Raw genomic sequence first — 23,994 nt, forward strand, 5'->3', positions numbered from 1 at the left:
GACTGTCAGCGCTGATAGACCACAGCGCGCCGATCTGCCCCTGGGCACTGATCGGCGCTCCCCGGCGCGCCTTCCTATAGCTTGAACCGCGCCACCACGTTGCGCAGTTCCGTCGCCAGCAACGAGAGCTCTTCTGCGGTCACGGCGTTGTCTTCGATACCTTCCATCAACGCCAGGCTGCCATTGCGAATCTCGGTCACGTTGCGGTTGATGTCCTCCGACACGGCATGCTGCTGAACGGCCGCGCTGGCGATCTGGGTGTTCATGCCGACGATCTGCTCGACGCCATCGCTGATGGCATCCAGGCTGGTCGAGGCCGCATCCGCGGACTGCAGGCATTCCTGGGCGCGCTGCTTGCCAGCCTTCATTTGCTCGACGGCAGCCGCGGTGGCCAATTGCAATTCCTGGATGATGCGGCGGATCTCTTCGGTGGAGTTTTGCGTACGCGATGCCAGGGTCCGCACCTCGTCGGCGACCACTGCGAAGCCCCGGCCCTGCTCGCCCGCACGGGCGGCTTCGATGGCGGCGTTCAAGGCCAGCAGGTTGGTCTGGTCGGCAATGTTGCGGATCACTTCGATGACCCCACCGATCTGCTGGCTGTGCAGGGCAAGCGCCGAGACCTTCTGCGCGCTGCGCTCCACTTCGTCGGCCAGGGCCTCGATGGTGACCTTGGTTTCGTGCATCTGCGCCAGCCCGGCATGGGAAGACTGGCTGGCCTGTTCGGCCGCGTGGGCAGCACCTTCGGTGTTCTGCGCGACGTCGGCAACGCTGGTGGTCATTTCGTTGATGGCCGTGGCCACCTGCTCGGTTTCGCTTTGCTGGGTATTCATCGAGCGTTTGGCGCGGTCGATGGACACACCCATGCGCGTGGCGGCCTCGGACACCGACTGCGAGCTGCGCTCGACCTGAGCCAGCGAACCACTGAAGGCCTGCACCATATGATTCAGGCTGTTGCCTACGTCGGCCATTTCATCCTTGCCGCGGGCCTGGACGCGCGTGCTCAGGTCGCCTTGGGCAATGAGCTGGGTGGCCAACAGCACATCCTGAATGGTACGCCGCATGGCGCTGTAGATGCCGCAGAACACGTACACCAGCAGCAAGCCGACGAGCGCGAACATGCCGATGATGAACTGGCGTTGAGCATTCTTCTCCTCGACACGGTGTTCCAGCCGATTCAGCAACTCCACCTGGAGGGTGTCCTGGGCCTTGTACAACTCAGCCACCACTGCATTGCCCTTGGCGGGTACGTTCTGCACGTTGCCCAGTGTATCGCTGGTAGAGGACGTCACTGCCTCGAGGTCCGCACGGAAGCCCTCAAGGCTTGCGAAAGCGCTGCTGATGGGTGCCTGGATCCGATCGGCGAGCGCAGGCTCACGGCGACGCAGCAAGGCCAGGCTTTGCTGCAGTTCCTTGTGGATCAGCAGTTCGTTCTTGAGCATCGACTTGATCACGCCGCGCGTAGCCGGGCTCAACACCTGCCCTTCACGCAGGCCGCTGGCGAGCCCACGCAGTTGCCCGACGATGTTGATCTGGCGGGGCAGGCGCAAGGTGCTCTGGTCGATCATGAACAGCGATGCGTAATCCTCATCCAGCACCATCCCCGACGTGGCCGACACGTAGTAGACAAAATTCAACGTCTCGGTGAGTTGGTCGTTCCACGCGTCGAACACGCCGCTCTGGTCGGCGCCCGGCTTGGCCTGCGCCATCAACCGCGTGGCTGCTGCGTGCAGATCCTGCACGCGGTCACCGGTTTCCAGTGGCTCGTTGAACTCGCGGTCCGTGGCGGCCAGCTTCGAGAATGCGTCCTCCAGCTTCGCCTGGTTGGCCAGTACATCGGCTTGCGCAGTCGAATCGCCGCTGAGCAGACGATTGCTCAAGGCGCGCTGGAGCATGGACAAGCGCAAGACGGGCGTGACGTCCAGCAGGTAACGCTGGCCTGCTTGCTCGGAACGGATGACCGCGAGGCTGTCGTTGATTTGAATGATGAAACGGGTGCCCAGCAGCGCCAGGGGAATCAGGACGATGATGGCCAGTAGTGCAAATTTCGTCGGAAAGCGTAATCGGTTGGCCAGTGCTACGGCAGGAGCAAGGATGTTCATGAGGTTCTCACAGCCCGAAATGGGACGGTTCGTAATGGGTCTTGGGGTGAGAACGGTCCATTTCTCCGACGCCTGGGCTCTGTTCGGCCCATGTGGCTGCGCACAATTGTTCTGTGGTCAAACGTGCGTATCGGTAGCGATCCAAAGAACTTTACAGAAAGTTGTACATATATTTATTTCTGTAAAGGTTTTGAACTTTACAGAGCAGGTGATGTCTCTTTGGTATCAGTGTATCTCGGGTCGATTTTCAGCGCCGATTGAGGAAAGTTATTCATCAGTGTCGATCCAAAAGGTCGGAAACAGGCATCAGGCCGAGCGTTAGACTGGTGTCATCTCTTGGATCTTGGGGCAGGCACTGTGAATCAGGACAATCAATCGCACGACCTGGCTGGCCACGACGCGTTCAGCCGCACCTTCCAACACGGTCAATTGACCATTGGTTTCATTTCCCCGGCCAGTGGCTACCCCGACAGCCCCTTTCCGGATTTGTCCGATCAGGCCGAGATCGTACAAAGCCTCGACCGCAGTGACGCTGCAGCCTTGTGGCTGCGCGATGTGCCGTTCTACGACCCGTCGTTCGGCGACACCGGCCAGGTGCTCGACCCACTGGTGTACGCCGGCTGGCTGGCCGCGCTCACTAAACGGATCGCAATCGGCACGGCCGGGTTCGTTACGCCCCTGCGCGAGCCGGTCATCACCGCCAAGCAGATCACCACCGCCGACCAACTGTTGGGCGGCCGTTTTCTGGCCGGCATGGCTTCCGGTGACCGGCCAACCGAGTACCCGGCCTTCGGGGTCGACTTCGCCACGCGCGTGGAGCGCTATCGCGAGGCGGTCGCCTTGATCAAGACCCTGACCTCGGTGGCCTTCCCGCGCTTGAAAACCGAACACTTCGGCCATCTGCGCGGCGACATCGACCTGGTGCCCAAGCCTGCGGCTTCACGCATTCCCATCATCGCCATTGGCCGTGCCGGCCAGAGCCTGGAGTGGCTGGGCGAACACGTCGACGCCTGGATCTGGCATGGCGATGCCCAGCGTATGTCGGAGGTGGTGCCGCACTGGCGTGAAGTGACCGCGTCGCGTGGTTTCGTACCGTTCGGCTATGGCGCGATGTTCGACCTGGATACCGATGCCAACGCACCGTTGCAGACCGGTCGAGTGCTGCGCGGCGGCCGTCATGCCCTCAAGGCCTTCTTCGCGCGCCAACGCGATGCCGGCGTCAACCATGTTGCCTTGAACCTCAAGCCAACACGTCGCCCGGCGCTGGAAGTGATCGCGGAGCTGCAGGAGTATGTGCTTCCCGAGTTTGCGGTGGGGGCCGAGTAGGTACGACCCCGCAGCAGCCATCAGCCCTCAACGCTGGCCGGCCACGGCTGCACACAAAGCCGATTCTTGCCACTGCGCTTGGCCCGGTACAGTGCTTCGTCCGTGACCTTTATCCAATCACGTTCGCTGGCATATTCATGGGAGTAAGGCACCAGGCCAATGCTCAGGGTCACTTCTACGGGCACGGTCAGGTCAGCCCAGTCGGCGAATCGTTGGCGAATGTCGTCCAACTGCCGGGTCGCTTCCGCGACGCTGACATCGAACAGCAGCAAACAGAACTCGTCGCCGCCGTAACGTCCCGGCACTGCAGAGGTCCCCAGCCCTGAACGCAGCAGGTTGGCCAGGCGGCCGATGATTGCATCGCCCACCAGATGACCGTGCTCATCGTTGATGCGCTTGAAGTTATCAATGTCTATCAAGGCCAGCATCGCCGTCACCTCGCCCCTCCTGCAGCGAGGAAAGATTTCGTCCAGCTTTTCCCTCCACGAAGCGTGATGGAGCAGGCGGGTCATGCCGTCCAGTTTACTGATGAGCTTGAAGGCCTTCTTGTGCACTGCCAGTTGCACCGAAACGCCGTAGCTGGCGCGGGCCACGATCAGCGGGTAGATGATCAGCATCGGCAGACAGGCCAGTTGCTGCAGCGCCGTGGTCGCCATCGACAACTCGAACCTATTCAGGCTCAGCGCCATAAGCACACCCACAACCTGCAGCGCAACGCTGGCCCGTAACAGGCGCCAACCGCCTGCGGCCATCGCGTTCATGGCGACCATGGCAAGCAGCAGCACCGACGGCAGCAGGTTGAACGCCATCAGCCCTGCCCAGCCGCCGGCGAACAGGGCGTCCAGCATGAGGTTGCGCTGTTCGGCAGCGAAGGGATCCGAGGCATTGCGTGCGAGCAGGTACGCACCGGTTGGCCAGGCCACGAGGTTGGCCAACATCGCTGCCCATACCCACGTGGGCGTGCCGGGCTGATCCAGCAACACTGCACCGATGAAGAGCGCACTGAGCAGGCACCCTATCGAGCGCGGCCCGTAGATACGGCGCGCGAAACTTCTCCCCAACTCCTGGCGACTGAGCGGCATACCAAGGCTCCCCGCCTTTGCTATCGATGTGCCCTGTCAGAGCAAAGACGTGCCGCTGTCCGGTGGTCGACTGAGCGTCGAACGGCATGGCACTTTGGCATCGATTTTATAGCAAGTCGGGTTTGCAGTCAGCAGCCGTTGGGTGCACGGGTGATTGCTGCCAATGAACGCCGGGCATTGGCCTCACTGCGCCTGGCCGTACTCCGCATCGCTGACCTGCTCCAGCCAATCCACCACTTTGCCGTCCAGTGCCTCGGCAATGGCGATATGGCTCATGCCAGTATCGGGCCGCGCGCCGTGCCAGTGTTTGACCTGGGGAGGAATCCACACGGTATCACCGGGGCGAATCAGCAGGCGGGCCTGGCCCTCCTGCTGCACGTAGCCGGCGCCTGCGGTCACGATCAGCGTCTGCCCCAGCGGATGGGTGTGCCAGGCGGTACGCGCGCCGGGCTCGAAGGTGACGGAGGCGCCGCCGATGCGAGCGCCGTCGGTGCCTTTGAACGGCGCATCGACCCGAACCTTGCCGGTAAAGTATTCGGCAGGCCCGGCCGCGGATGGCTGCGAGCCTGCGGGCGTTACGGTGACATTGAGGGATTGAGTGCCATTCATGGGTTGGGCTCCTTCGCTTTCAAACGTTAACAAGGACAATGAGAGCGCGGCGGCTGCAAGTGATTTCACCAAGAATCTTCCTGTGCTTTGCGCGAAGAACTCCAATCTACCCGTTAGATGTCCGCCTGATTAGCCACTATAATCAGCATGGATAAATGAACTGGACTCATGAATGCTTCGCGACAATGCCAACGATCTTCTTGCCTTCCTCGCGGTTGCCAAGGAGCGCAGCTTTACCAAGGCCGCCGGCAAGCTGGGCGTTTCGCAGTCTGCGCTCAGCCACACGGTGCGAGCCCTGGAAGCGCGCCTGGGCTTGCGACTGCTGACGCGCACGACCCGCAGCGTATCCCCCACCGAGGCCGGCCAGCGATTGATCAGCACGGTTGGCCCCAGTTTCGCCGACATCGAAGTTGCGCTGGCGGCACTCAGCGAACTGCGCGACCGTCCCGCCGGCAACATCCGCATCAATGCCGTGGACCATGCCTTGGAGCTGGTTCTGCGCCCAGTGCTGAAAACCTTTTTGCCCAAGTACCCCGACATCTCCATCGAAGTCTGTTGCGACTACAACTTCGTCGACATCGCGGCCCAGGGCTTCGACGCCGGCGTGAGACTGGGCGAGGCCGTCGCCGATGGCATGATCGCCACGCGCATCGGTCCCGACATGCGCATGCTCGTGGTGGGTTCACCGGCCTACTTCGCCGGACGCGAGCGCCCGGTCACACCGCGCTGCCTGCCCAACCATCTGTGCAACAACCTGCGCCTGCCCACTCACGGCGGACTGTATGCGTGGGAGTTCGAAAAGGACGATGAAACCCTCAACGTGCGGGTGTCTGGACAGGTCATCTACAACGGCGCGTACCAACTGCTCGACGCCGCCCTGGACGGGTTCGGCTTGAGCTTCATTCCAGACGACATGGCTGCGCCCTACATTGCCAGCGGGCAGCTGCAGGTCGTACTCGAGGACTGGTGCCCCTGGCACCCGGGGTACCACTTGTATTACCCAAACCGCCGGCAAGCGTCGCCGGCGTTTGCGTTGCTGGTCGAGGCGTTGCGGTATCGGGTGGATTGATGCTGCAGGGTGCGGGCATTCGTGGATTTTTTGCTCGCTCAGCATCGGATGTGAGGCGAGGCTGCACCGGCGCACTACCGGCATAGCTCATACAAACTTGTACGATGTCTTATCACGCGGTATTACTGCATCTCCAAAAAAAACAAGATCACGGAGATCGCTACATGGACTCAACCCTGTCCGCCTTGCCTGAACGCACTGCTCAAGGCAACACCCGCCGCAGCTTCCTGCATAAGTCCCTCGCCGTCTCTGCCTCGCTGGCGACAATGGGCGCCGCCGCCCTGCCCCAACTGTCGAATGCCGCAGAACCACTGAGCTCGCGCTACCCCGACCCGTTGGTTCACGCCCTCGACGATAGCTTCATGGCGTTGCGTGTGTTCAACGCCAGCGTGGAAAAGCTCGCCACCGGCATGCGGTGGGCAGAAGGCCCGGTCTGGGTGGGCGATGGCCGCTACTTGCTGGTCAGTGACATTCCCAATAATCGCATCATGCGCTGGGACGAAGTCACCGAGGGCTTCTCCGTGTACCGCGAGCACGCCAACTTTTCCAATGGCATGTGCCGCGATCGCCAAGGGCGTTTGCTGGTCTGCGAAGGGTCGACCACCACTGCCGAGGGTCGCCGGGTCACGCGCACCGAATACAACGGAACGCTCACCGTGCTGGCCGACAGCTACGATGGCAAGCCCTTCAACTCGCCCAACGATATCGTCTGTAGAAGCGACGGCTCGATCTGGTTCACCGACCCGCCTTTTCAGACCCACAACAACTACGAAGGCCACAAGGTCACGCCGGTTCAACCCCATGGCGTTTACCGCATCGACGGCGACAGTGGCAAGGTCACTCGGGTCATCGACAACCTCGATGGCCCCAATGGCCTGTGCTTCTCCCCCGATGAAAAAACCCTGTATGTCGTCGAGGGCCGTGCCAAACCCAACCGCCTGGTCTGGGCCATTGCGGTCAAGGACGACGGCACCCTTGGCGAGCGCCGCAAGCATATCGAGGGGCTCGACTACGCCGCCATCGACGGAATCGAATGTGATGAAGAAGGCAACCTGTGGTGCGGCTGGGGCGGCAATGGCGATCCCAAGGCCGACCTGGAAAAACTGGACGGCGTGCGCGTGTTCAACCCCCAAGGCAAGGCGATCGGACACATTTCGCTGCCAGAACGCTGCGCAAACCTGTGCTTTGGCGGACGGGAAGGCAACCGACTGTTCATGGCCAGCAGTCATTCGATCTACTCGCTGTTCGTGAACACGCGTGGAACGACTTTCACCTCGTAGCAACCGGGCTGGTCTCGCTACAGGCTCCCCAGTAGCCAAACTCTAACCAGCCGCACAGACAGGCATGTGCGGCGACGCCCTTCCTTCTACCCTTTGACGAGCCACCCATGAACGCATCCGCCACGCGTCCCGTGTCGCAGTTTCTTTCCGACCCCAGAACCGTATTGCTTTTGGCTACCCTGTGTTGTGCCCTTTGGGGCAGCTCCTACCCGGCGATCAAGAACGGCTACGAGTTGCTGCAGATTGCCCCGAACGACGTGCCATCCAAGCTGATTTTCGCAGGTTATCGTTTCCTCCTGGCCGGCCTGTGCCTGTTGCTGCTGGCGGTCATGATGGGCAAACCTGTCTTGCGCCTGAGCCCACGCACATTTGGCCAGGTGGCCCTGCTGGGCCTGGTGCAAACGGGGCTGCAATACGTGTTCTTCTACATTGGCCTGGCCTACACGACGGGCGTCCGCGCGTCGATTCTGAATGCCACCACCACCTTCTTCAGCGTGCTGCTGGCGCACTTCGTCTACCACAACGACAAACTGTCCACGCGCAAGAGCGTGGGCTGCCTGCTCGGATTTGCCGGCGTATTGACGGTGAACGCCGGCGCGGGTCCGCTCGATGCCTTGCCGTCCGTGCACGGGGAGGGCTTCATCGTGATCGCCGCTTTCGTGCTGTCGGCGGCGTCCATCTATGGCAAATATGTCTCCCACCGTATGGATGCGATGGTGATGACGGGTTGGCAGCTGGCCGTTGGTGGCCTGGCATTGCTTGTGGGCGGGTACACGACCGGCGGAACCCTGGGTCACATGACAGCCACATCGACCCTGCTACTCATCTACCTGGCCCTGCTGTCAGCGGTGGCGTTCACGCTGTGGAGCCTGCTCCTCAAATACAACCCCGTCGGCAGGGTCAGTGTGTTCGCGTTCCTGGTGCCGGTGTTCGGGGCCGCGCTGTCGGCGGTGTTCCTCGGCGAGAGCATTTTCGAATGGAAGAATTTGGCAGCCCTGGTGCTGGTGTGTGTCGGTATCGCGCTGGTCACGCGCGCGCAGGTGCCTGGGGTTGCATCCAAGGCGAGCTAGCGCGTGCTTCTCATGGATATCGATACGCATCACATAAACACATTCGAATGTGTTAATGTGAAGCCACTCTCGTTGTCCTACGGAACTGAAATGATCGACTCCAGCCTGTTCACCTCCCTCACACTCGGTGGCCTGACCCTCAAGAACCGGATTGCCCTGCCCCCGCTCACGCGGTCCAGAAGTACCCAGCCCGGGGACGTGCCCAATGCCTTGATGAGCGACTATTACCGGCAGCGCGCCAGTGCCGGGTTCATGATCACCGAGGGCACGCAGATAGAGCCGCGTGGTCAGGGCTATGCCTGGACGCCAGGCATCTACAGCCAGGAACAGATCGCTGGCTGGCAGCAGGTCACCCAGGCCGTCCATGAACAAGGCGGAGTGATTTTCTGTCAGCTGTGGCATGTCGGGCGCGTGTCTCATGACAGCCTGCAACCTGACAACCAGCCCCCCGTCGCCCCCTCCGCCATTCGCGCAACGGCCGTGAAGGTCTTCATCGAAACCGGTCCTGACGCCGGTGCGCTGGCCGACCCGAGCATGCCCAGGGCCCTGGAAACTGCGGAGGTCCAGGCGCTGGTCGAGTTGTATCGCGTCGCGGCAGTCAACGCCAGGGAAGCGGGGTTCGACGGCGTCGAACTGCATTCGGCCAATGGCTACCTGCTCAATCAGTTCATCTCGGAACATACCAACCTTCGCACCGATGAATACGGAGGTACGCTGGACAATCGCCTGCGCTTCTTGCGCGAGGTCACCGAAGCGGTGATCTCGGTGTTCGGCAGCGAGCGTGTCGGCGTACGTTTTGCGCCGCTGTTCGAGACAACCGCTGAGGAACGCGTCTACCTGGGCCTGGTAGAAAGCGACCCGCAGGCTACCTACATCCAGGCAGCGGCCATGTTGAATGAGCTGGGTATCGGTTACCTGTCCATTGCCGAGGCCGACTGGGACAACGCCCCGGAACTGCCCGAGTCGTTTCGCAAGGCGCTGCGCGAGACGTTCACCCGGCCGATCATGTACTCGGGCTGCTACACCCAGGAAAAGGCCGAGCGCGTACTTGCCGACGGCCATGGCGACCTGTTCGGTTTCGGTCGCACGTTCATCGCCAACCCCGATCTGCCGAAGCGATTCGAACAGGGCCTGCCGCTCAATCCCGTCGACTACGCCACGCTTTACGGCGGCGGTGAGACGGGTTACGTCGACTATCCCTTCGCGACGCCCTAAAATATGCATTCCCCGACGGCATCACTCCCGTCGGTCAAAAGGGGCAGGCACAGCAATGACGGCGTTGAACGAGGCACTCAAGGTTCTATCCAGCCCTACGCGACGGGCCGTTCTGACCTGGCTCAAGGACCCGCATCGCTCGTTCGAAGGCTACAGCCAGCTGTACGATTTCAGTGTGCATGGCGTCTGTGCCAGCCTGATTCAGGACAAGGCCGGCCTCTCGCAGCCGGCCACCTCGATCTGCCTCAAGGCCTTGCTCGACCAAGGGTTCGTCGAGGCCAGCAAGGTTGGCAAGTGGACCTACTACCGGCGCAATGAAGAACGACTCAGGGAGGCGATGTCAGGCTTGCTGACCGAGCTTGAGGTCGACACCCAGGGCTCATAGGGCCTGCCCGGAGTCATGCCTGGCCTTCATCACCCGGTTCGTGCGCTCGCCTGAACGCCAGGATCGCAGACAGATTGTCCTCGATCCAATCGACGACGATCTCCAGCTTCGCAGCGGCCGCCGTCCCCAGTGGTGTCAGGCTGTACTCGACGTACGGTGGCACCACCGGCCGGGCCACGCGGCGCACCAGTCCATCCCCTTCCAGCCGTTGCAGCGTATGGGCGAGCATCTTTTCGCTGACGCCGCCGATCTTGCGCCGCAGTTCGCTGAATCGATGCGTACCTTCCAACAAGACCACCATCACCAGAACGCCCCATCGACTGGTCATGTGCTGGAGGATTTCCCGAGACGGGCAGTCGGCTTGCAGCACTTCGCCGCGGCGGACTTTCTCGGAGAAGCGGTGAGAAGCGGATTCGAGATCAACCATTGCACTTACCTTTATGTACGTACTTACTTTTCGTAAGCTTCTATTCTAGCATCGGTCGCTCTCTAACCCGAACGAAGGTGCTTCCATGATTGCTATTACCGGTGCAAATGGCCAACTGGGCCGCCTGGTCCTCGACTCGCTGCTGAAAACCGTCAATCCCGCCGAGCTGATCGCGCTGGTACGTGACCCGGCAAAAGCAACCGATCTTCGTGCCAAAGGCATCGAGATCCGAATGGCTGATTACAACAAGCCTGAAACCCTGACCAGCGCATTGCAAGGTGTTGATCGCCTGTTGCTGATCTCCTCCAGCGAGGTGGGACAGCGCCGTGCACAACACCGCGCCGTTATCGCCGCCGCGCAGGCAGAAGGCGTGGCATTGTTGGCCTACACCAGCTTGCTGCACGCAGACACATCGACATTGGGGTTGGCAGTGGAGCATCGCGATACCGAACAGGCACTGGCCGAATCCGGTTTGAGCCATGTGCTCTTGCGAAATGGCTGGTACAACGAGAACTACACCGCCAGCGTCGCATCGGCTGTCGAGCATGGCGTGATCCTGGGCAGCGCAAAGCAAGGTCGAATCTCCTCGGCGGCTCGGGCGGACTACGCCGAGGCCGCCGCGAGTGTGCTGACCCAAGACGGCCAGGCCGGCAAGATCTACGAACTGGCCGGCGACGACAGCTACACCTTGACTGAGTTGGCCGCAGAAGTGGCGCAGCAATCGGGTAAGGCGGTTGCCTATAACGACTTGCCGCAGGCGCAGTATAAAGAGGCCCTCGTCAGCATTGGATTACCCGATGAGTTGGCGGCGATGCTGGCCGACTCGGACGCAGCGGCAGCCAAGGGCGATTTGTACGACGGCAGCCGGCAGTTGAGCCAACTGTTGGGACGCCCCACGACACCGATTGCACAGTCCGTCAGCGCTGCCTTGAAGCCCTGAGCTCGGAGCGCCAGGTCACGGGGGTGTTCAAGGCGCGGCGCCCCCTGCTTGCCCAACCCATGCATCAGTGACCACTGACCATCTGGGCAGACGCCCTGGTTCCTCCAACGAAGCCATGCACCCGAGCCTGCGCGGCGATGCCCAGACTGATCAATACCAGCACCAGCAACACCCAGGGAAAGGAACTCACGCCCCAGTGGCCCAGCAACACGCCACCCAGTAACCCGCCGCCCGCTATCGCACTGTTCCACACCACGACATTCATCGACAGCGCGACGTCTGCGCCTCTGCCTGCCGAGTCGGCCAGCGCTGTTTGCAACAGCGTCGCGGCACCACCGAAGGTCAGGCCCCAGATCGCAACGCCGACATAGATGGCCAACGCCGACGCCGAGAACACGCCGAGAAAGACCGCGACCGCCGCAAAGGTGGCCAAACTGACCAGGACTGTTCTTCGTAGATGATCTTCGACCAGCCGTCCCGTGACCCAGATGCCCACCAGCGCTGCCACACCAAAGGCCAGCAGGACCAGATCCACGTCATTCGCCAGCCCGGCCTTGGAAACGAAAGGTGCGACATAGGTATAGAGAATGTTGTGCGCCAGCATCCAGGTGAACACCACGCCCAGCACCGGTCGCACGCCCGGTGTGGAAAAGACCTCGCGCAACGCCATCCGCTGCGAGGACGAATGCCCCGGGTAGTCGGGCACTTTTATCAGCACCCAGACGATCAATACCAAGGTCATTCCAGACATCAATCCGAAGGCCATGCGCCACCCCATGAAACCGCCCAGCCAGGTACCCAGGGGCACCCCCAGCGACAAGGCAATCGGCGTTCCGATCATCGCCACCGCCAGCGCACGACCCTGCAGTCGCGGTACCACCATGCGTCGAGCGTAGCCAGCGATCAAGCTCCAGGCCAGACCCGCAGAGACGCCCGCGAAAAATCTTGCCACCAGGATCAGCTCATAGTTGGAAGACCATGCAGTGATGGAGTTGAACAACAGAAACCCCACGATCGTCATCAACAGCACCGTTCTGCGTCGCCAGCTTTGGGTGGCGATGGTCAGCGGAATGGCCGCCAGCAGCGAACCCAATGCATAGACGGTGACCATCTGCCCTGCCAGTGATGGCGAGACGTCCAGGCCGCTGCTGATCTGCGGCAGCAATCCGGCCGGCAATGTCTCGGTGACGATGCAGATGAAACCGGTCATCGCCAAAGCCAGCAATGCGCCAAGCGGAAGCTTGTCGCTGTGTCGCTCATGTGTGGTCATGCCTGTCCCCTTCGATTTATATACTGATCGGTATAAATGTAAGGCGATAGCGTGCAGTGGTCAACGACTTATGTATCGGTTAGTATTTAAGTCTTGCAGAAGGAGACTCGCATGGCACAGATGGGACGCCCGCGTACGTTCGACCGTGATGCCGCAATCACCCAAGCGATGCATCTGTTCTGGGAGCATGGCTACGACGCCACCTCGTTGAGCCAGCTCAAGGCCAGAATCGGAGGCGGCATCAGTGCGCCCAGTTTCTACGCCGCTTTTGGCTCCAAGCAGGCGCTGTTCCATGAGGTGATCGAGCGTTATCTCGACACCCATGGTCGAGTCACCGAAAGCCTGTTCGATACGACCCTCCCGCCGCGCAAGGCGATCGAGCTCACCCTGCGTCGCTCGGCGAAAATGCAATGCGAGCCCGGTCACCCCAGAGGGTGCCTGGTCGCGTTGGGCCTCATGAGCGCATGTTCCGAGGAAAGCAAGGCGATATCCGAGCCATTGGCGCGTACGAGAAACGTGAACCGGGCCGGTCTGGTGGCGTGTGTCGAGCGAGCCGTCAGCACTGGCGAACTAACGAAGACGGTGATCCCCGAGGTGCTCGCCACCACGTTCGACAGTTTCATGCTTGGCTTGTCGACCCTGGCGCGCGACGGTGTGCCGGCTGCCAGGCTGGACACCGCGGTCGATCAGATAATGGCGCTGTGGGATAGCCTGAATGCGAGCATTGGCCGTGAGTGCGGCGGTATCGCTGACGAGCCTGGCGAACGGAAATCCGACTGAACGGCGACATGCCGAGTTTCGGGCATGGCACCTGGCAGCCAGCGTCACAACGCAAACTACATCATCACGAAATATATCTTGCGAACTAAATATTAGCGCGATAGATTAAACCCAGCCAGTCAGCGTGCGAATACATGGCTGACGGCACCTCCTCCAGCCATCAACGGAAAAAAGCCATGAACGTTCTCTACACCGCTACTGCAACTGCCACCGGTGGCCGTGATGGCCGTGCCGTTTCCAGCGACAAGATTCTCGACGTGGCGCTGGCCACGCCGAAAGAACTGGGCGGCGCCGGTGGCGAAGCCACCAACCCCGAGCAGCTGTTCGCTGCCGGCTATTCGGCCTGCTTCATCGGTGCACTGAAATTCGTCGCCGGCCTGAACAAACGCAGCATCCCGGCCGACACCTCGATCACTGCCCAGGTGGGCATCGGCCAGATTCCGGGCGGGTTCGGCCTGGACATCGACCTGAACATCAACCTGCCAGGTCTGGAGCAGGCCGATGCCCAGGCGTTGGTCGAAGCTGCCCACCAGGTGTGCCCGTACTCCAATGCCACGCGCGGCAATATCGAGGTTCGCCTGCACGTTACCGTTTGAATCACTCGCCTGACTGAAGTGCTGCCTCGGCTAGGCCGCACGGGCCGTCAATCGACGGCTCTCTCCCTCTGAACGGCAAACGCCCGACCCATGGGTCGGGCGCTTGCCGTCTCGCGCTCGGCTTCCGCGGTCTGGGTCAGCAAACTGCCCAAGCGTTCTCCGATGATCACGCAAGGCGCCATGGTGTTTCCCGTGGTCACCCGCGGCATGATCGAGGCGTCTGCCACCCTCAGGCCGCTGATGCCGTAGACCCGCAACTGTGAATCCACTACGGACATGGCATCCCTGCCCATCTTGGCCGTACACGACTGGTGCCAGACGGTCGAGGCCGTATTGCGCACGAATGACTCCAGCGCCTTGCGGCTCATGGCCCCCGGCATGACTTCGCGCCGTACAAACGGTGCCATTGCCGAACTGTTGCCGAGCTCGCGACAAAACTCGACTGCCCGTACCAGGGCCTGCAGGTCTTCGGGATCCGACAGCGCGGCACTGTCGATGAGCGGCGCATCCATGGGGTTGGCACTCGCCAGGGTGATCGCGCCCCGGCTTTTGGGCCGCACCAGCCCAGGTAGCAGCGACCACGCAGCCGCAGGTGGCTGGAACATGGCCTGGGCCTCGGGCGTGGCTATGGGGATTTGCGCGAGAAAGGTCTGGATGTCGGGGACATCCAGGGATGGATCGCTTTTCCAGAAGAACGTCGACTCGCCGGCATTGTTACGCGGTGGCTGGGGGTGCTGATACTCCCAGATGCACCCGGAAACCATGATGTGGTCCTGATAGTTCTGACCGACACCCGGAAGGTCCTGAACTACATCGATACCTTGCGCGTTCAACTGCCGCGTGTCGCCGATTCCGGAGAGCATCAGGACCTTGGGTGTATTGATGGCGCCCAGAGACAGCACGACCTCATGTCGAGCCCCCAACCTGATGACTTTGCCCTCGTGAAGCACCTCCACCCCCACCGCCCGCTTACCGTCCAGCAACACCCGCAGCACATGAGTATGCGTCAGCACGGTCAGGTTGGGCTGAGCCATCAAGGGGTACACATAGCTGCGAAAGATCGAACGGCGACGGCCGTCGTCCAGGCAAAGATTGGCCAACGCGGCGCCTCCGGGCCCCTCCATCATGGCGCCGTTCTGATCGTCGTAGACCGGCAGGCCAAGCGATGCGGCGGCGCGCAGCATGGCCGGTGCAACCGGATTGGGGTCTGGCGCAGGCTGGACGAAAACCGGCCCTCCCGTGCCGCGCCGCAGCGGATCCGGTGCGCCTTGCCAGTCTTCGATACGTCGAAAGGTTGCCAGAGCCGAAGCGTAGTTCCAGGCTGGATCGTCAGCCTCCCTGGCAAAATAGTCCCAGTCGCTGCTGTGACCGCGCGACCAGACCATGACGTTGATCGATGCGCCCCCGCCGAGCACCTTGCCCATGGACAGGGGAATGGCTCGATCATGGAGATGGGGGTTCGGTTGTGCCTGAAACTGCCAATCGCGTTCGCCGCCCAGGTTGACGAACCACTGGCTGGCATCGGTGACACTGGGCACCTCGTCCGTGCCACCGGCCTCGATCAGCAATACTCTGACATCGAGGTTCTCCGCCAGGCGGCGGGCAACCACCGATCCGGACGTACCCGAGCCACAGACGATGTAGTCATAGGTCTCAGCCAGCCTGGCCTTCAACTGACGTTGATTGTGTTCGACACGACGCGAGAAGTCCGCGGTGTGCATAGCGCTTGTATAGCTGTTCATGTAGGTGCCTTTGAACACCCCTCAAGCGGGTGACAACGAACGACATTGCCAGCCATTGCAAGGAGGTGCAGGTGTACGACCAAGGGCGCTGACACAGCCGCCGGGGAAACAATCTGTCTGCGAAGACACGACCGATTCTAGGGCGTGAAGAACCCCGACCCGTTACCCAAGAGGCGCTTGCTGCTTGTCCGTGAGGCGCTTTTCAATGCGTTTGAAGAATGCAGGCCGAAGGTAAAGGCGTTCAGCGAGTACTGGCTCGGACCTGCGAGGGGCAAATGCCGAACTCGGCGCGGTAGGCGCGGCTGAAGTGGGCGGCGGTCGCGAATCCGCATTGCCAGGCGACTTCCTGAGCGCTGGGGGTGAGCGTCTGTCTGGCGTTCAGCAAGCGCTGCGCGTGCTGCAGGCGAACGTGCCAGACATGACCCATGACGGTAGTGCCCTGGCTTCTGAACACGTGTTGCAGGTGTTTGACCGATACGTGCGCGGCGGCGGCGATCGCCGAAGTGTCCAGCCCGGTGTGCGCCAGGCTTGTGTGGATGTAGCGGCGGGCCCGCAGCAGTACGACTTCCGCACTGCGCGAAGTGGCCTTGTCCCCCGGAGCACCCAATAACGCGTCGATCAACTCCAGCAGTTGTCGACCCATCAGATCGCGAATCATGGGGCTGGGCGCTACTTGTTGCTGTGCGATGCAGTGAATGAGGGCGCGGGCGGCGCGCGTGTCGGCCGAGCTCGAATCGGTAATCACCAGCCTGGGCAGGGAATGCCTGAGCCCGCGTTCGCGCAGATTACTCTTGGGAATACGCAGCACCGTCATCTGGGCGCGTTCAGTGAAAGACTCTTGAAAAGACCGTTCGGGGTCGATGAAAAACATGCTCCCGGCATCGAATCGGTGCTGCTGCCCGGCTTCCTCGATGTCGATATACCCTCGCGTCATCAGCTTCAAGTACAGCCAATCGCCCTGCCACGAGGATCGCTCCTCGCCCACCGGCGCCAGCACGACGCACGCCAGGTCGGCCTGGGTCAGGCCTATGTGACCCAATGTCCAACTTTTCGATGTGGAAGCCTGCACGCGTGAGTCGTCGAACCGGCAGTACAGGCCGTGGTGCTCGAGCATGACGTCAGACCAATTGGCTGCGGCATCGGGGCCAAGATCGAAGTCCATGTCGTGAGCGGCGAAGCGTCTTGGCGGCATGGGAGCGATCTCGTTGGACGGTTCGGGTTGGGGATGATGGCCAACCTCGCTTTCACACAAGCTGGGGCTAGCTGGCAGGTTACGCCTTTATTTAGGTGTTTGGCACCGCGCTTGATGAAGACCTTCTGTCGTCGAGTGGCAGATGGCGCTGGACGATGGCGCACATCTCAACTATGACTAGTACTCAGATTCAGACTTCGCATGAAACGCTCAAGCAGTCTGCGACTCCACGCGAAACTTGTCCCATCGAGGTGGGAACTTGTTGGGTGCGAGCTTTAGCCGCTCAGTCGGCATCATTACGCAGCATTCCTTCCAAATAATCTTTCCTGCATCGCTGTGCCTCCCTTGAACGAAGGTCGGCGGCGGGATCCTTGTCTATTGGCCGTCGTGCCGTACCCAGTGGCTAAGCACTGGGGAGCGGAATCCACTAGGCATGCTCGCGAATCACTCTTATCACACGCGATACAAGAAACGTCGACGCCTGCAGTTTGGGTTCGAACACGCTCGGGTCGTTACAGTGCTCAAGGATAGAAACAATGACGGGTATGCGGCGGCTCACTCATATCATTCCCCACCCCTCCGTGCGTCGACTGCGAGTGTACGCTTTCGATCCACAATCTTCAGTCGAACTCGACACTGCCATTATCAACGATACCGTCATCGAACTTCCTTGGGAGACGCGTTGGGAAGACAAGTTGGAACCTGGCCCCACCAACGACTATCTCGAAGTGATCGATTACGATCCAAGTTCGGATCTATTTTATGCGCCAGTCGATCTGAACGCCCCGTCTCTTTTGGCTCAGGATGGATTTTCGCCCTCCGAGGGGAACCCCCAATTCCATCAGCAGATGGTGTTCGCAGTGGCCATGCGTACTGTGCGTAACTTCGAGCGAGCCCTGGGGCGGGTGGTACTTTGGGCCGGAGACCGAGACGCCCCCAAGTTCTCGCTTGATCGAAACTTCACAAGGCGACTACGGATTTATCCCCATGCCCTGCGGGAACGGAATGCTTACTATAGCCCCACCAAACGCGCGCTATTGTTCGGCTATTTCAAGCATGTCGAAGGCAAAACCGCTTTCAGTAGCTGGGTCTTCACCTGCCTCTCGCAGGACATCGTTGCCCATGAAACGACTCATGCGATTCTTCACGGGATGCAGCAACGCTCCATCGAAGCGTCCAACTTCGATTCACTCGCGTTTCATGAGGCGTTCGCCGATATCGTTGCATTGCTGCAGCACTTCAGCCTGACCAATGTGGTCCGTCACCAGCTGATGCAGAGCAGGGGCTCGTTGCGCGAGCCTGGTTTGTTGAACGGCCTCGCTTTGCAGTTCGGACATGCCACCGGCCGTCGGGGCGCATTGCGCTATGCGCTGCAGTATCTGGAACCGCCCGTTCCAGCGACGGCCAACGCAACGACCGACGGCGAACGCGGCAGCGAAGAATCTTTGCCCAAGACGCTATCCAACACGTCCGAGGCTCATGCGCGTGGAGGCTTTCTGGTTGCGGCGATCTTCGATGCCTTCGTCACAATCTACGAGCGTCGAACAGCCGACCTCTTCCGTCTGGCGCGAGCCAGCGCGGTCTCCAATCAAGACTATTTCTCTGGGGAACTGGTTGACCGCCTGGCCCGCGAAGCCGGAAAAGCTGCGGATCAAGTGCTTCGCATGTGTGTCCGAGGACTGGACTACACCCCGCCAGTCGATCTGCACTTTGGTGAGTACCTGCGAGCCATCATCACGGCCGACACGGATCTGGTCGGCAACGATCCGATGCGCTATCGCATTGCTTTTGTAGAAGCCTTCAGAAAGCGCGGGATTACAGTGCCCGGGTGCATCTCTATGGCGCCTGACAGCCTGTTGTGGGATGCCCCCGATCTTGCTGAAACACCTGAGTTCGGTAAGACGGCTGCGGATGCCGAAGACGGGCTCAGCAATGTCTTTTCCCATCTGCTGGCTTCCCTCGAGCTTTCCGTCTCGCTTCAGCCTTGGGGCTCCAACCATGTACACGGAACCTCCGGAGGCGGCCGGCGTAACCTGCGGGAAACCGCGGTCGGTGTCATCCAACGCAACCAGGCACGCATCTACGAATGGTTCAAAAAAGACAGCCCGTATGACGAGGGTTGGGAAAAGCTGGTGGGCATGCGTCTGCTTGCCTTCGATGATCCACTTCGCAAGGTTCCGGTAGTCGATATCCCTACGCTGTGGACCGGCAAACCCAATGCGGCGGGCGAGCTTCCAAAGGTGCCCAGGCTGGAGGTGCACTCCGCGCGTATTGCCCGGCGAGCAGGCCCGGATGGGCAGGAAACGCATCAACTCATCATCCAGATGACCCAAAAGCGGCGCGGCTACGACGATCCTGCGGATCAAGACAAAGCAGATCACGGCGATTCGACTGTGTTGTCCCGTGAACCTGACTTCTGGTTCCGCGGAGGCGCGACCCTTCATATCGACCTGCGCGACGGCAAGCTGATTCGCATCATCAGAAAAGATGTCTGCGACAACCGCCGCCTGGCCGCTCAACGTGATTTTCGCATCGGCAAAACATCAGGGCAGGCAATGGGCTTCCGGGTGAGTGAAACTCCCGAACCCTTTGCCTTGCTGCACAGGAGCCTGGAATGAATGTCGTGAAAAACACCGGTTTGGAGACAGCCAAACTTCAGATCATCGTCCGTATGTACCGAGCTCTGGGCGTACCAGGTAGCCCTTACAGCGGGTACCTGGGTGACTGCTTTCTCATCCGCGTGCTCGATGCCGATCATCCGCCCGCACACATTCTGATCGACTTCGGCATCCTCACCGGCAGTGCGCAGGCTGACATCCGCATGCGCCAGATCGCTCGCGATATCGTCGAAACTACCGGTGGCGTGATCGACGAACACGGCAAGGTAACTAAGAAAGGAATGCTGGATTTGCTGGTGATTACCCATGAACACTGGGATCACATCTCGGGTTTTTCGCAGGCAAGGGACATCATCTCTGACGGTCTTGTCATCCATAAGCTCTGGATGGCCTGGACCGAGGACGACGACGATGCGACCGCCAGGCAACTGCGCCTTGATCGCGATAGACGCAGCGTGTCACTCGCAGCACTGTCCGAACTCATCCAGGACGCACATAGCAGTCTTACGCCTTCCCCGTTCGCCGCCGACAGGCAGGTTGCGCTGGCAGGCCTCGACGCGTTCCTGGGTCCACTTGCATCCGTCTCCCTGCCAGCTACCGGGGCGCCCTTCGCGGTTGCTTCAGGCAAGCGCAAACGGCTCAAAAGCCAAGACATCATGCAGGAACTCAAGGCCTGTGCGCTGCAGACTGCATTCCTTTCACCCGGTCAGGTAATCGAAGCTCCAGGAACATTGAAGGCTTTTGTCCTCGGCCCACCGCGCAGGCTGGATCGGCTCAAACAAGACAAGCCTTCATCGGGTCTGGGCCAGGAAACCTATCTGGACAATACGGCACTGGAAGATCTGCTGTTTCGACTGGTCGATGGTGAAGCCCTCGACACCGACGATGACCTGCCATTCAGCAGCCAATTCCAACGCATCAAGCCAGATAACGTGCGCGGCGCGTCCAAGACCGCAGCGGGCGGCGAGGTCAGTGCAGATGAGGAAGTGCTGCGCTGGCTGGACGAGCGCTATTACACCGACACAGCCAGTGATGGTCGCGATCAATCTCGACGCAGCATCGACGCCGATTGGCTTGGCGCGGCCGGTCCACTGGCCATGAAGCTGGATTCAGATACCAACAACACGAGCCTGGTGCTGGCGTTCGAACTTCCCGACCAGACCTTCATGCTGTTTCCGGGCGATGCACAGGTTGGTAACTGGTTGTCATGGCACGATCAAACCTACATAGACGGCGAACGGAAGTTGACAGCCACGAAGATTCTCGGTCAGGTGCGTTTCCTTAAAGTTGCGCACCACGGCAGTCACAATGCCTCGCTGAAGGAACGAGGCGTGGACCTCATGACGCATCCAGATTTGATTGCGTTCATATCAACAGATGAGGCCTTTGCCAGCCAACAGGGAATCAACGGTTGGCGCATGCCGGCCCGCAAAACACTTGACGCCCTCGTAGCCGCGACCAAGGGCCGGACGTTTCGCAACGACGACGCTCTGAGCGCCCGTTCCGCACAGCTCAACACCGCCTTGAACGCCACCAACCTCTATATCGAATACACCGTCCTCTGATCCGACAGGTGAGCCCAATGGTTTTCGATCTTCAGCAGGCCAAGCAATTCATCACTACGACCGGCTTGCCCGCCAAGCCCGAGATGTTCAGTGTCACCGCCGGGATGGGTGTACCGGCGCTCGAAACAGCCAAGGCGCAGTCACTGGTTGTGGGTTCCAACATCATGTCGTTCAAAACAGGCGTAGATGCCGGTGCACGCCAGGCGCTCACGGATTCGTCTCTCTTCGCCCAACTCGCTGCTGCTAAATCAATCGGTAACGACCCCAATCCACTCGCGTTTTTCGATGCCTATTTTGGCACGCTGGTGAAAATAGGTTGGCTGATACGGCAAAAGGAAACGGCCGAGCTCTCTTACACGGCAGACGCCCTGGATGTTCACGAAGCGATGATCGGGGTTATCACCTCCTTCCTGAGCCCGATTACCGGCGCAGCCGTGGCGGTCCTCGCAGTGCTCAAGGGGTTGCAGAAGATGTCGGCAGATACCCCGTTCATCACCCTTTTCAACAGTCAGCGCCACCATGAAAGTGTGAGTCGCTTCCAGTTCACCTATGTCTATGCGGACGAAGAACAAGGCCTCATGGCCCGGGCCATGGCCTTTGTACTCGAGACCGACACCCAGCTGACTCAAATTCTGTTCTTCAAACTACAAAGCGGAGAGATGTCGCTACGGCGCAGCGAGGGCGTCCTCTCCATCGACGGCAACGCCTTGAAGGCATTGCAGCCTCCACTCGCTGCAAAGATGAATGCCTATCGCGAAAAATACATCGCCGGTGTTGAACTGGACGCTGTCTGACGGGAGATGAATCATGGCCATATGTCCATTTGCGGAACAACGCCCGATCAGCGGTTCGAGCGGAAGTTACACGGGCGGGGTCTTCAAGATCGTCCATCACACCACGGAAGGTGGTAGCGCGGACGGCGCTTTCGCGGCCTTCAAGAACAATCGTTCCGATCCGCACTTCACGGTGGACGCCAGCAAGGTCTACCAGCATATCGATACCGACACCGCGGCCCGCTCGCTGCGCAATGCTCCCGGCGGGGCTCAGACCAATCGCGACCGAGCTCTGCAGATCGAGTTGGTTGGATTCGCCGGCAAGGCCAAAAACAAAGCCGCGCTGAAAAACCTTGCTCGCCTGTGCCGCTGGCTTGAGCAGATCCACGCTGTGCCATTAGTCTGGCCAGCCGGGCCGCCCAAGCCTTCGCGGGATGGCAAAGACCCGGGCGGCCATTTGCGCAGTACCATGAACTGGGCCGAGGGTGGGCATTTCGGGCATTGTCACGTCCCAGAAAATACCCATTGGGACCCGGCCTATACCAGGTTGGAAGTCAACTACCTGATGGCTGCAACGTTCGACAGCGCTGGCAAATTGACCAATGCCCAACACCCTGCCGTTCTCGAGCTGGAAAACCAGCCAATGGCAGTCGACGGCGATGCGACCTTCGACATCATCACCGATCACGCCGATGTGGGCGAGGCAGCGGCCACCCATGTCGAGCCTCTGAGCGTCGAGATGACTGGGCAACCTGAGTCTGTGTCTCGCCCACTCCTGCCAGGCATGGGCCTGTGCCTGTCCGGCGGCGGCTACCGCGCCATGCTGTTTCACGTCGGCAGTCTATGGCGGCTGTATGAAGCCGGATTGCTCTTCTCGGTCGAGCGTATTTCGAGTGTCTCGGGAGGGTCGATCACGAATGCGGTGCTGGCGCTTGCATGGAAACATCTACCCTTCAATGGCGCAACTGAGCCGTTTGACACGCTCGTCGTCACCCCGATACGTGCGTTGGCGCGGCGAACACTCGATGCCGAGGCCCTCATAGGGGGCATTCTGCTTCCCGGAAGCATCGCGGATCGCGTGGCCGACGCGTACGACGAGCACCTGTTCAAAGGTGCCAAGCTGCGCGATTTGCCGAACGCGCCGCGCTTCATTTTCAATGCCACCAACCTGCAGTCCGGTGCGCTGTGGCGGTTTTCCAAACCCTATATGGGAGACTACCGCGTGGGCCGTATAGAAAACCCCGATTTTTCAGTCGCGCGCGCGGTGGCGGCGTCTTCTGCATTCCCCCCCATCCTTTCGCCCATGTCGATCGAACTGCATCCAGCCTCCTTCAAAATCGACTCGGGCGAGGACCTGCAACGGCCTCCGTTTACTTCGGTCGTTGCATTGGCGGACGGTGGCATATACGACAACCTGGCGCTCGAGACCGTGTGGAAACGGTATCGGACGGTGCTTGTCAGCGATGCCGGCGCCAAGATCAAACCCGAAGAAGAACCCAAACGTGATTGGCCACGCCATGCCTACCGGGTGCTCGACCTGGTCGACAATCAGGTACGCAGCCTGCGCAAACGCACGCTGATAGCGAGTTACCAGGCAAAACCCGATGACGCTGGCAAGCGCTCAGGCGCTTATTGGGGGATCGGTACTGACTACGCCTCCTATACCCATCGCGCGCTCAACCTCAGCTGCCCGCTGCATAGAACTCAGGAGCTGGCCACCACAGCGACGCGCTTGAAACGCATGGACGACGAACTCCAGGAGCGCTTGATCAACTGGGGTTATGCAGTGACCGACGCTGCGCTGCGCACTCACTTCGATCCCGAGTTGAGCAAACCTGCCGCGTTTCCCTATCCGGATAGCGGAGTTTGACAACAGTCGGCACCGGTTGAAAAACCACTGGTTCTACAGCGGTGTTCGTGCAGCCCTACACGACCATAGCCCCGCCGGTTACAAGG

20 protein-coding genes and 1 pseudogene are annotated in these 23,994 nt (G+C 60.6%); 13 read left to right on the forward strand and 8 right to left on the reverse strand.

The window, feature by feature from the left end; genetic code table 11:
- Positions 1-74: 74 nt before the first annotated feature.
- Both H7993_RS20870 and H7993_RS20875 read right to left on the reverse strand, forming a co-directional pair.
- On the reverse strand, positions 75-938 hold the full coding sequence (locus H7993_RS20870; protein WP_425311988.1) for a methyl-accepting chemotaxis protein: 864 nt from the start codon (positions 936-938) through the stop codon (positions 75-77).
- Positions 939-2,099, reverse strand: a pseudogene (locus H7993_RS20875) (HAMP domain-containing protein); the annotation flags it as partial.
- Between the two features lie 357 nt (positions 2,100-2,456).
- Here H7993_RS20875 and H7993_RS04625 point away from each other — a divergent pair.
- Entirely contained in the window at positions 2,457-3,425 is a 969-nt protein-coding gene (locus tag H7993_RS04625; RefSeq protein ID WP_185793605.1) for a TIGR03571 family LLM class oxidoreductase, read from the forward strand.
- A gap of 20 nt (positions 3,426-3,445) precedes the next feature.
- On the opposite strand, the gene H7993_RS04630 is transcribed toward H7993_RS04625, so the two are convergent.
- Positions 3,446-4,507 (reverse strand): diguanylate cyclase, encoded by a 1,062-nt coding sequence (locus H7993_RS04630; protein WP_185793606.1) that lies wholly within the window; start codon positions 4,505-4,507, stop codon positions 3,446-3,448.
- A 183-nt stretch (positions 4,508-4,690) separates the two neighbouring features.
- Positions 4,691-5,185, reverse strand: a complete 495-nt coding sequence (locus H7993_RS04635) for a (R)-mandelonitrile lyase (RefSeq protein ID WP_425311971.1) — start codon at positions 5,183-5,185, stop codon at positions 4,691-4,693.
- Positions 5,186-5,288: 103 nt separating this feature from the next.
- Here H7993_RS04635 and H7993_RS04640 point away from each other — a divergent pair, with 103 nt between their 5' ends.
- The 5 genes from H7993_RS04640 (at position 5,289) to H7993_RS04660 (ending at position 10,135) form a co-directional block, all read left to right on the forward strand.
- Positions 5,289-6,185: a LysR family transcriptional regulator gene (locus H7993_RS04640; protein ID WP_185793608.1), complete on the forward strand. Its 897-nt coding sequence runs from the start codon at positions 5,289-5,291 to the stop codon at positions 6,183-6,185.
- Positions 6,186-6,349: 164 nt separating this feature from the next.
- The gene (locus tag H7993_RS04645) at positions 6,350-7,465 is read left to right on the forward strand and encodes an SMP-30/gluconolactonase/LRE family protein (RefSeq protein ID WP_185793609.1); all 1,116 of its coding nucleotides are present in this window, start codon (positions 6,350-6,352) and stop codon (positions 7,463-7,465) included.
- Positions 7,466-7,572: 107 nt separating this feature from the next.
- Positions 7,573-8,535, forward strand: a complete 963-nt coding sequence (locus tag H7993_RS04650) for a DMT family transporter (protein ID WP_185793610.1) — start codon at positions 7,573-7,575, stop codon at positions 8,533-8,535.
- Positions 8,536-8,625: 90 nt separating this feature from the next.
- Positions 8,626-9,750, forward strand: coding sequence for an alkene reductase (locus H7993_RS04655; protein WP_185793611.1), 1,125 nt, complete (start codon positions 8,626-8,628; stop codon positions 9,748-9,750).
- A gap of 55 nt (positions 9,751-9,805) precedes the next feature.
- A complete protein-coding gene (locus H7993_RS04660) occupies positions 9,806-10,135 on the forward strand; it encodes an ArsR/SmtB family transcription factor (protein WP_122478642.1) in 330 nt (109 codons plus the stop codon).
- Between the two features lie 13 nt (positions 10,136-10,148).
- Here the strand turns inward: H7993_RS04660 and H7993_RS04665 are convergent, their stop codons facing one another.
- Positions 10,149-10,562 (reverse strand): winged helix-turn-helix transcriptional regulator, encoded by a 414-nt coding sequence (locus tag H7993_RS04665; RefSeq protein WP_185793612.1) that lies wholly within the window; start codon positions 10,560-10,562, stop codon positions 10,149-10,151.
- An 85-nt stretch (positions 10,563-10,647) separates the two neighbouring features.
- Here H7993_RS04665 and H7993_RS04670 point away from each other — a divergent pair, with 85 nt between their 5' ends.
- Positions 10,648-11,502, forward strand: a complete 855-nt coding sequence (locus H7993_RS04670) for an SDR family oxidoreductase (RefSeq protein ID WP_185793613.1) — start codon at positions 10,648-10,650, stop codon at positions 11,500-11,502.
- Positions 11,503-11,566: 64 nt separating this feature from the next.
- Here the strand turns inward: H7993_RS04670 and H7993_RS04675 are convergent, their stop codons facing one another.
- A complete protein-coding gene (locus H7993_RS04675) occupies positions 11,567-12,772 on the reverse strand; it encodes an MFS transporter (RefSeq protein WP_185793614.1) in 1,206 nt (401 codons plus the stop codon).
- 111 nt (positions 12,773-12,883) lie between these two features.
- On the opposite strand from H7993_RS04675, the gene H7993_RS04680 reads away from it, so the two are divergent.
- Complete coding sequence (locus H7993_RS04680; RefSeq protein ID WP_185793615.1) at positions 12,884-13,552, forward strand: TetR/AcrR family transcriptional regulator; 669 nt, start codon at positions 12,884-12,886, stop codon at positions 13,550-13,552.
- Positions 13,553-13,728: 176 nt separating this feature from the next.
- Positions 13,729-14,148 (forward strand): organic hydroperoxide resistance protein, encoded by a 420-nt coding sequence (locus H7993_RS04685; protein ID WP_185793616.1) that lies wholly within the window; start codon positions 13,729-13,731, stop codon positions 14,146-14,148.
- Between the two features lie 47 nt (positions 14,149-14,195).
- Here H7993_RS04685 and H7993_RS04690 read toward each other — a convergent pair whose 3' ends face one another.
- Together H7993_RS04690 and H7993_RS04695 are read right to left on the reverse strand one after the other, a co-directional pair.
- Positions 14,196-15,890, reverse strand: coding sequence for a GMC family oxidoreductase (locus tag H7993_RS04690; protein WP_185793617.1), 1,695 nt, complete (start codon positions 15,888-15,890; stop codon positions 14,196-14,198).
- 241 nt (positions 15,891-16,131) lie between these two features.
- Complete coding sequence (locus H7993_RS04695; RefSeq protein ID WP_185793618.1) at positions 16,132-17,082, reverse strand: AraC family transcriptional regulator; 951 nt, start codon at positions 17,080-17,082, stop codon at positions 16,132-16,134.
- Between the two features lie 536 nt (positions 17,083-17,618).
- Here H7993_RS04695 and H7993_RS04700 point away from each other — a divergent pair.
- Genes H7993_RS04700 through H7993_RS04715 form a run of 4 tightly spaced genes read left to right on the forward strand, consistent with a single transcriptional unit; the run spans position 17,619 to position 23,908 of the window.
- Complete coding sequence (locus H7993_RS04700; RefSeq protein WP_185793619.1) at positions 17,619-19,700, forward strand: gluzincin family metallopeptidase; 2,082 nt, start codon at positions 17,619-17,621, stop codon at positions 19,698-19,700.
- On the forward strand, positions 19,697-21,265 hold the full coding sequence (locus tag H7993_RS04705; RefSeq protein WP_185793620.1) for an MBL fold metallo-hydrolase: 1,569 nt from the start codon (positions 19,697-19,699) through the stop codon (positions 21,263-21,265). Before H7993_RS04700 ends, H7993_RS04705 begins: the two co-directional genes overlap by 4 nt.
- A 17-nt stretch (positions 21,266-21,282) precedes the next feature.
- Entirely contained in the window at positions 21,283-22,059 is a 777-nt protein-coding gene (locus H7993_RS04710) for a hypothetical protein (RefSeq protein WP_185793621.1), read from the forward strand.
- A 13-nt stretch (positions 22,060-22,072) separates the two neighbouring features.
- A complete protein-coding gene (locus H7993_RS04715) occupies positions 22,073-23,908 on the forward strand; it encodes a patatin-like phospholipase family protein (protein ID WP_185793622.1) in 1,836 nt (611 codons plus the stop codon).
- Positions 23,909-23,994 lie beyond the last annotated feature (86 nt).

Origin of the sequence: Pseudomonas baltica, from assembly GCF_014235765.1 — a bacterium.
Classification (GTDB): domain Bacteria; phylum Pseudomonadota; class Gammaproteobacteria; order Pseudomonadales; family Pseudomonadaceae; genus Aquipseudomonas; species Aquipseudomonas baltica.

Bases quoted from the DNA above. Each gene is read 5' to 3' on its own strand.
- H7993_RS20870 (WP_425311988.1), bottom strand. From the start codon at position 938: ATGGTGCAGGCCTTCAGTGGTTCGCTGGCTCAGGTCGAGCGCAGCTCG.
- H7993_RS04630 (WP_185793606.1), bottom strand. From the start codon at position 4,507: ATGCCGCTCAGTCGCCAGGAGTTGGGGAGAAGTTTCGCGCGCCGTATC.
- H7993_RS04640 (WP_185793608.1), top strand. From the start codon at position 5,289: ATGCTTCGCGACAATGCCAACGATCTTCTTGCCTTCCTCGCGGTTGCC.
- H7993_RS04645 (WP_185793609.1), top strand. From the start codon at position 6,350: ATGGACTCAACCCTGTCCGCCTTGCCTGAACGCACTGCTCAAGGCAAC.
- H7993_RS04650 (WP_185793610.1), top strand. From the start codon at position 7,573: ATGAACGCATCCGCCACGCGTCCCGTGTCGCAGTTTCTTTCCGACCCC.
- H7993_RS04655 (WP_185793611.1), top strand. From the start codon at position 8,626: ATGATCGACTCCAGCCTGTTCACCTCCCTCACACTCGGTGGCCTGACC.
- H7993_RS04660 (WP_122478642.1), top strand. From the start codon at position 9,806: ATGACGGCGTTGAACGAGGCACTCAAGGTTCTATCCAGCCCTACGCGA.
- H7993_RS04665 (WP_185793612.1), bottom strand. From the start codon at position 10,562: ATGGTTGATCTCGAATCCGCTTCTCACCGCTTCTCCGAGAAAGTCCGC.
- H7993_RS04670 (WP_185793613.1), top strand. From the start codon at position 10,648: ATGATTGCTATTACCGGTGCAAATGGCCAACTGGGCCGCCTGGTCCTC.
- H7993_RS04675 (WP_185793614.1), bottom strand. From the start codon at position 12,772: ATGACCACACATGAGCGACACAGCGACAAGCTTCCGCTTGGCGCATTG.
- H7993_RS04680 (WP_185793615.1), top strand. From the start codon at position 12,884: ATGGCACAGATGGGACGCCCGCGTACGTTCGACCGTGATGCCGCAATC.
- H7993_RS04685 (WP_185793616.1), top strand. From the start codon at position 13,729: ATGAACGTTCTCTACACCGCTACTGCAACTGCCACCGGTGGCCGTGAT.
- H7993_RS04690 (WP_185793617.1), bottom strand. From the start codon at position 15,890: ATGAACAGCTATACAAGCGCTATGCACACCGCGGACTTCTCGCGTCGT.
- H7993_RS04695 (WP_185793618.1), bottom strand. From the start codon at position 17,082: ATGCCGCCAAGACGCTTCGCCGCTCACGACATGGACTTCGATCTTGGC.
- H7993_RS04700 (WP_185793619.1), top strand. From the start codon at position 17,619: ATGACGGGTATGCGGCGGCTCACTCATATCATTCCCCACCCCTCCGTG.
- H7993_RS04705 (WP_185793620.1), top strand. From the start codon at position 19,697: ATGAATGTCGTGAAAAACACCGGTTTGGAGACAGCCAAACTTCAGATC.
- H7993_RS04710 (WP_185793621.1), top strand. From the start codon at position 21,283: ATGGTTTTCGATCTTCAGCAGGCCAAGCAATTCATCACTACGACCGGC.
- H7993_RS04715 (WP_185793622.1), top strand. From the start codon at position 22,073: ATGGCCATATGTCCATTTGCGGAACAACGCCCGATCAGCGGTTCGAGC.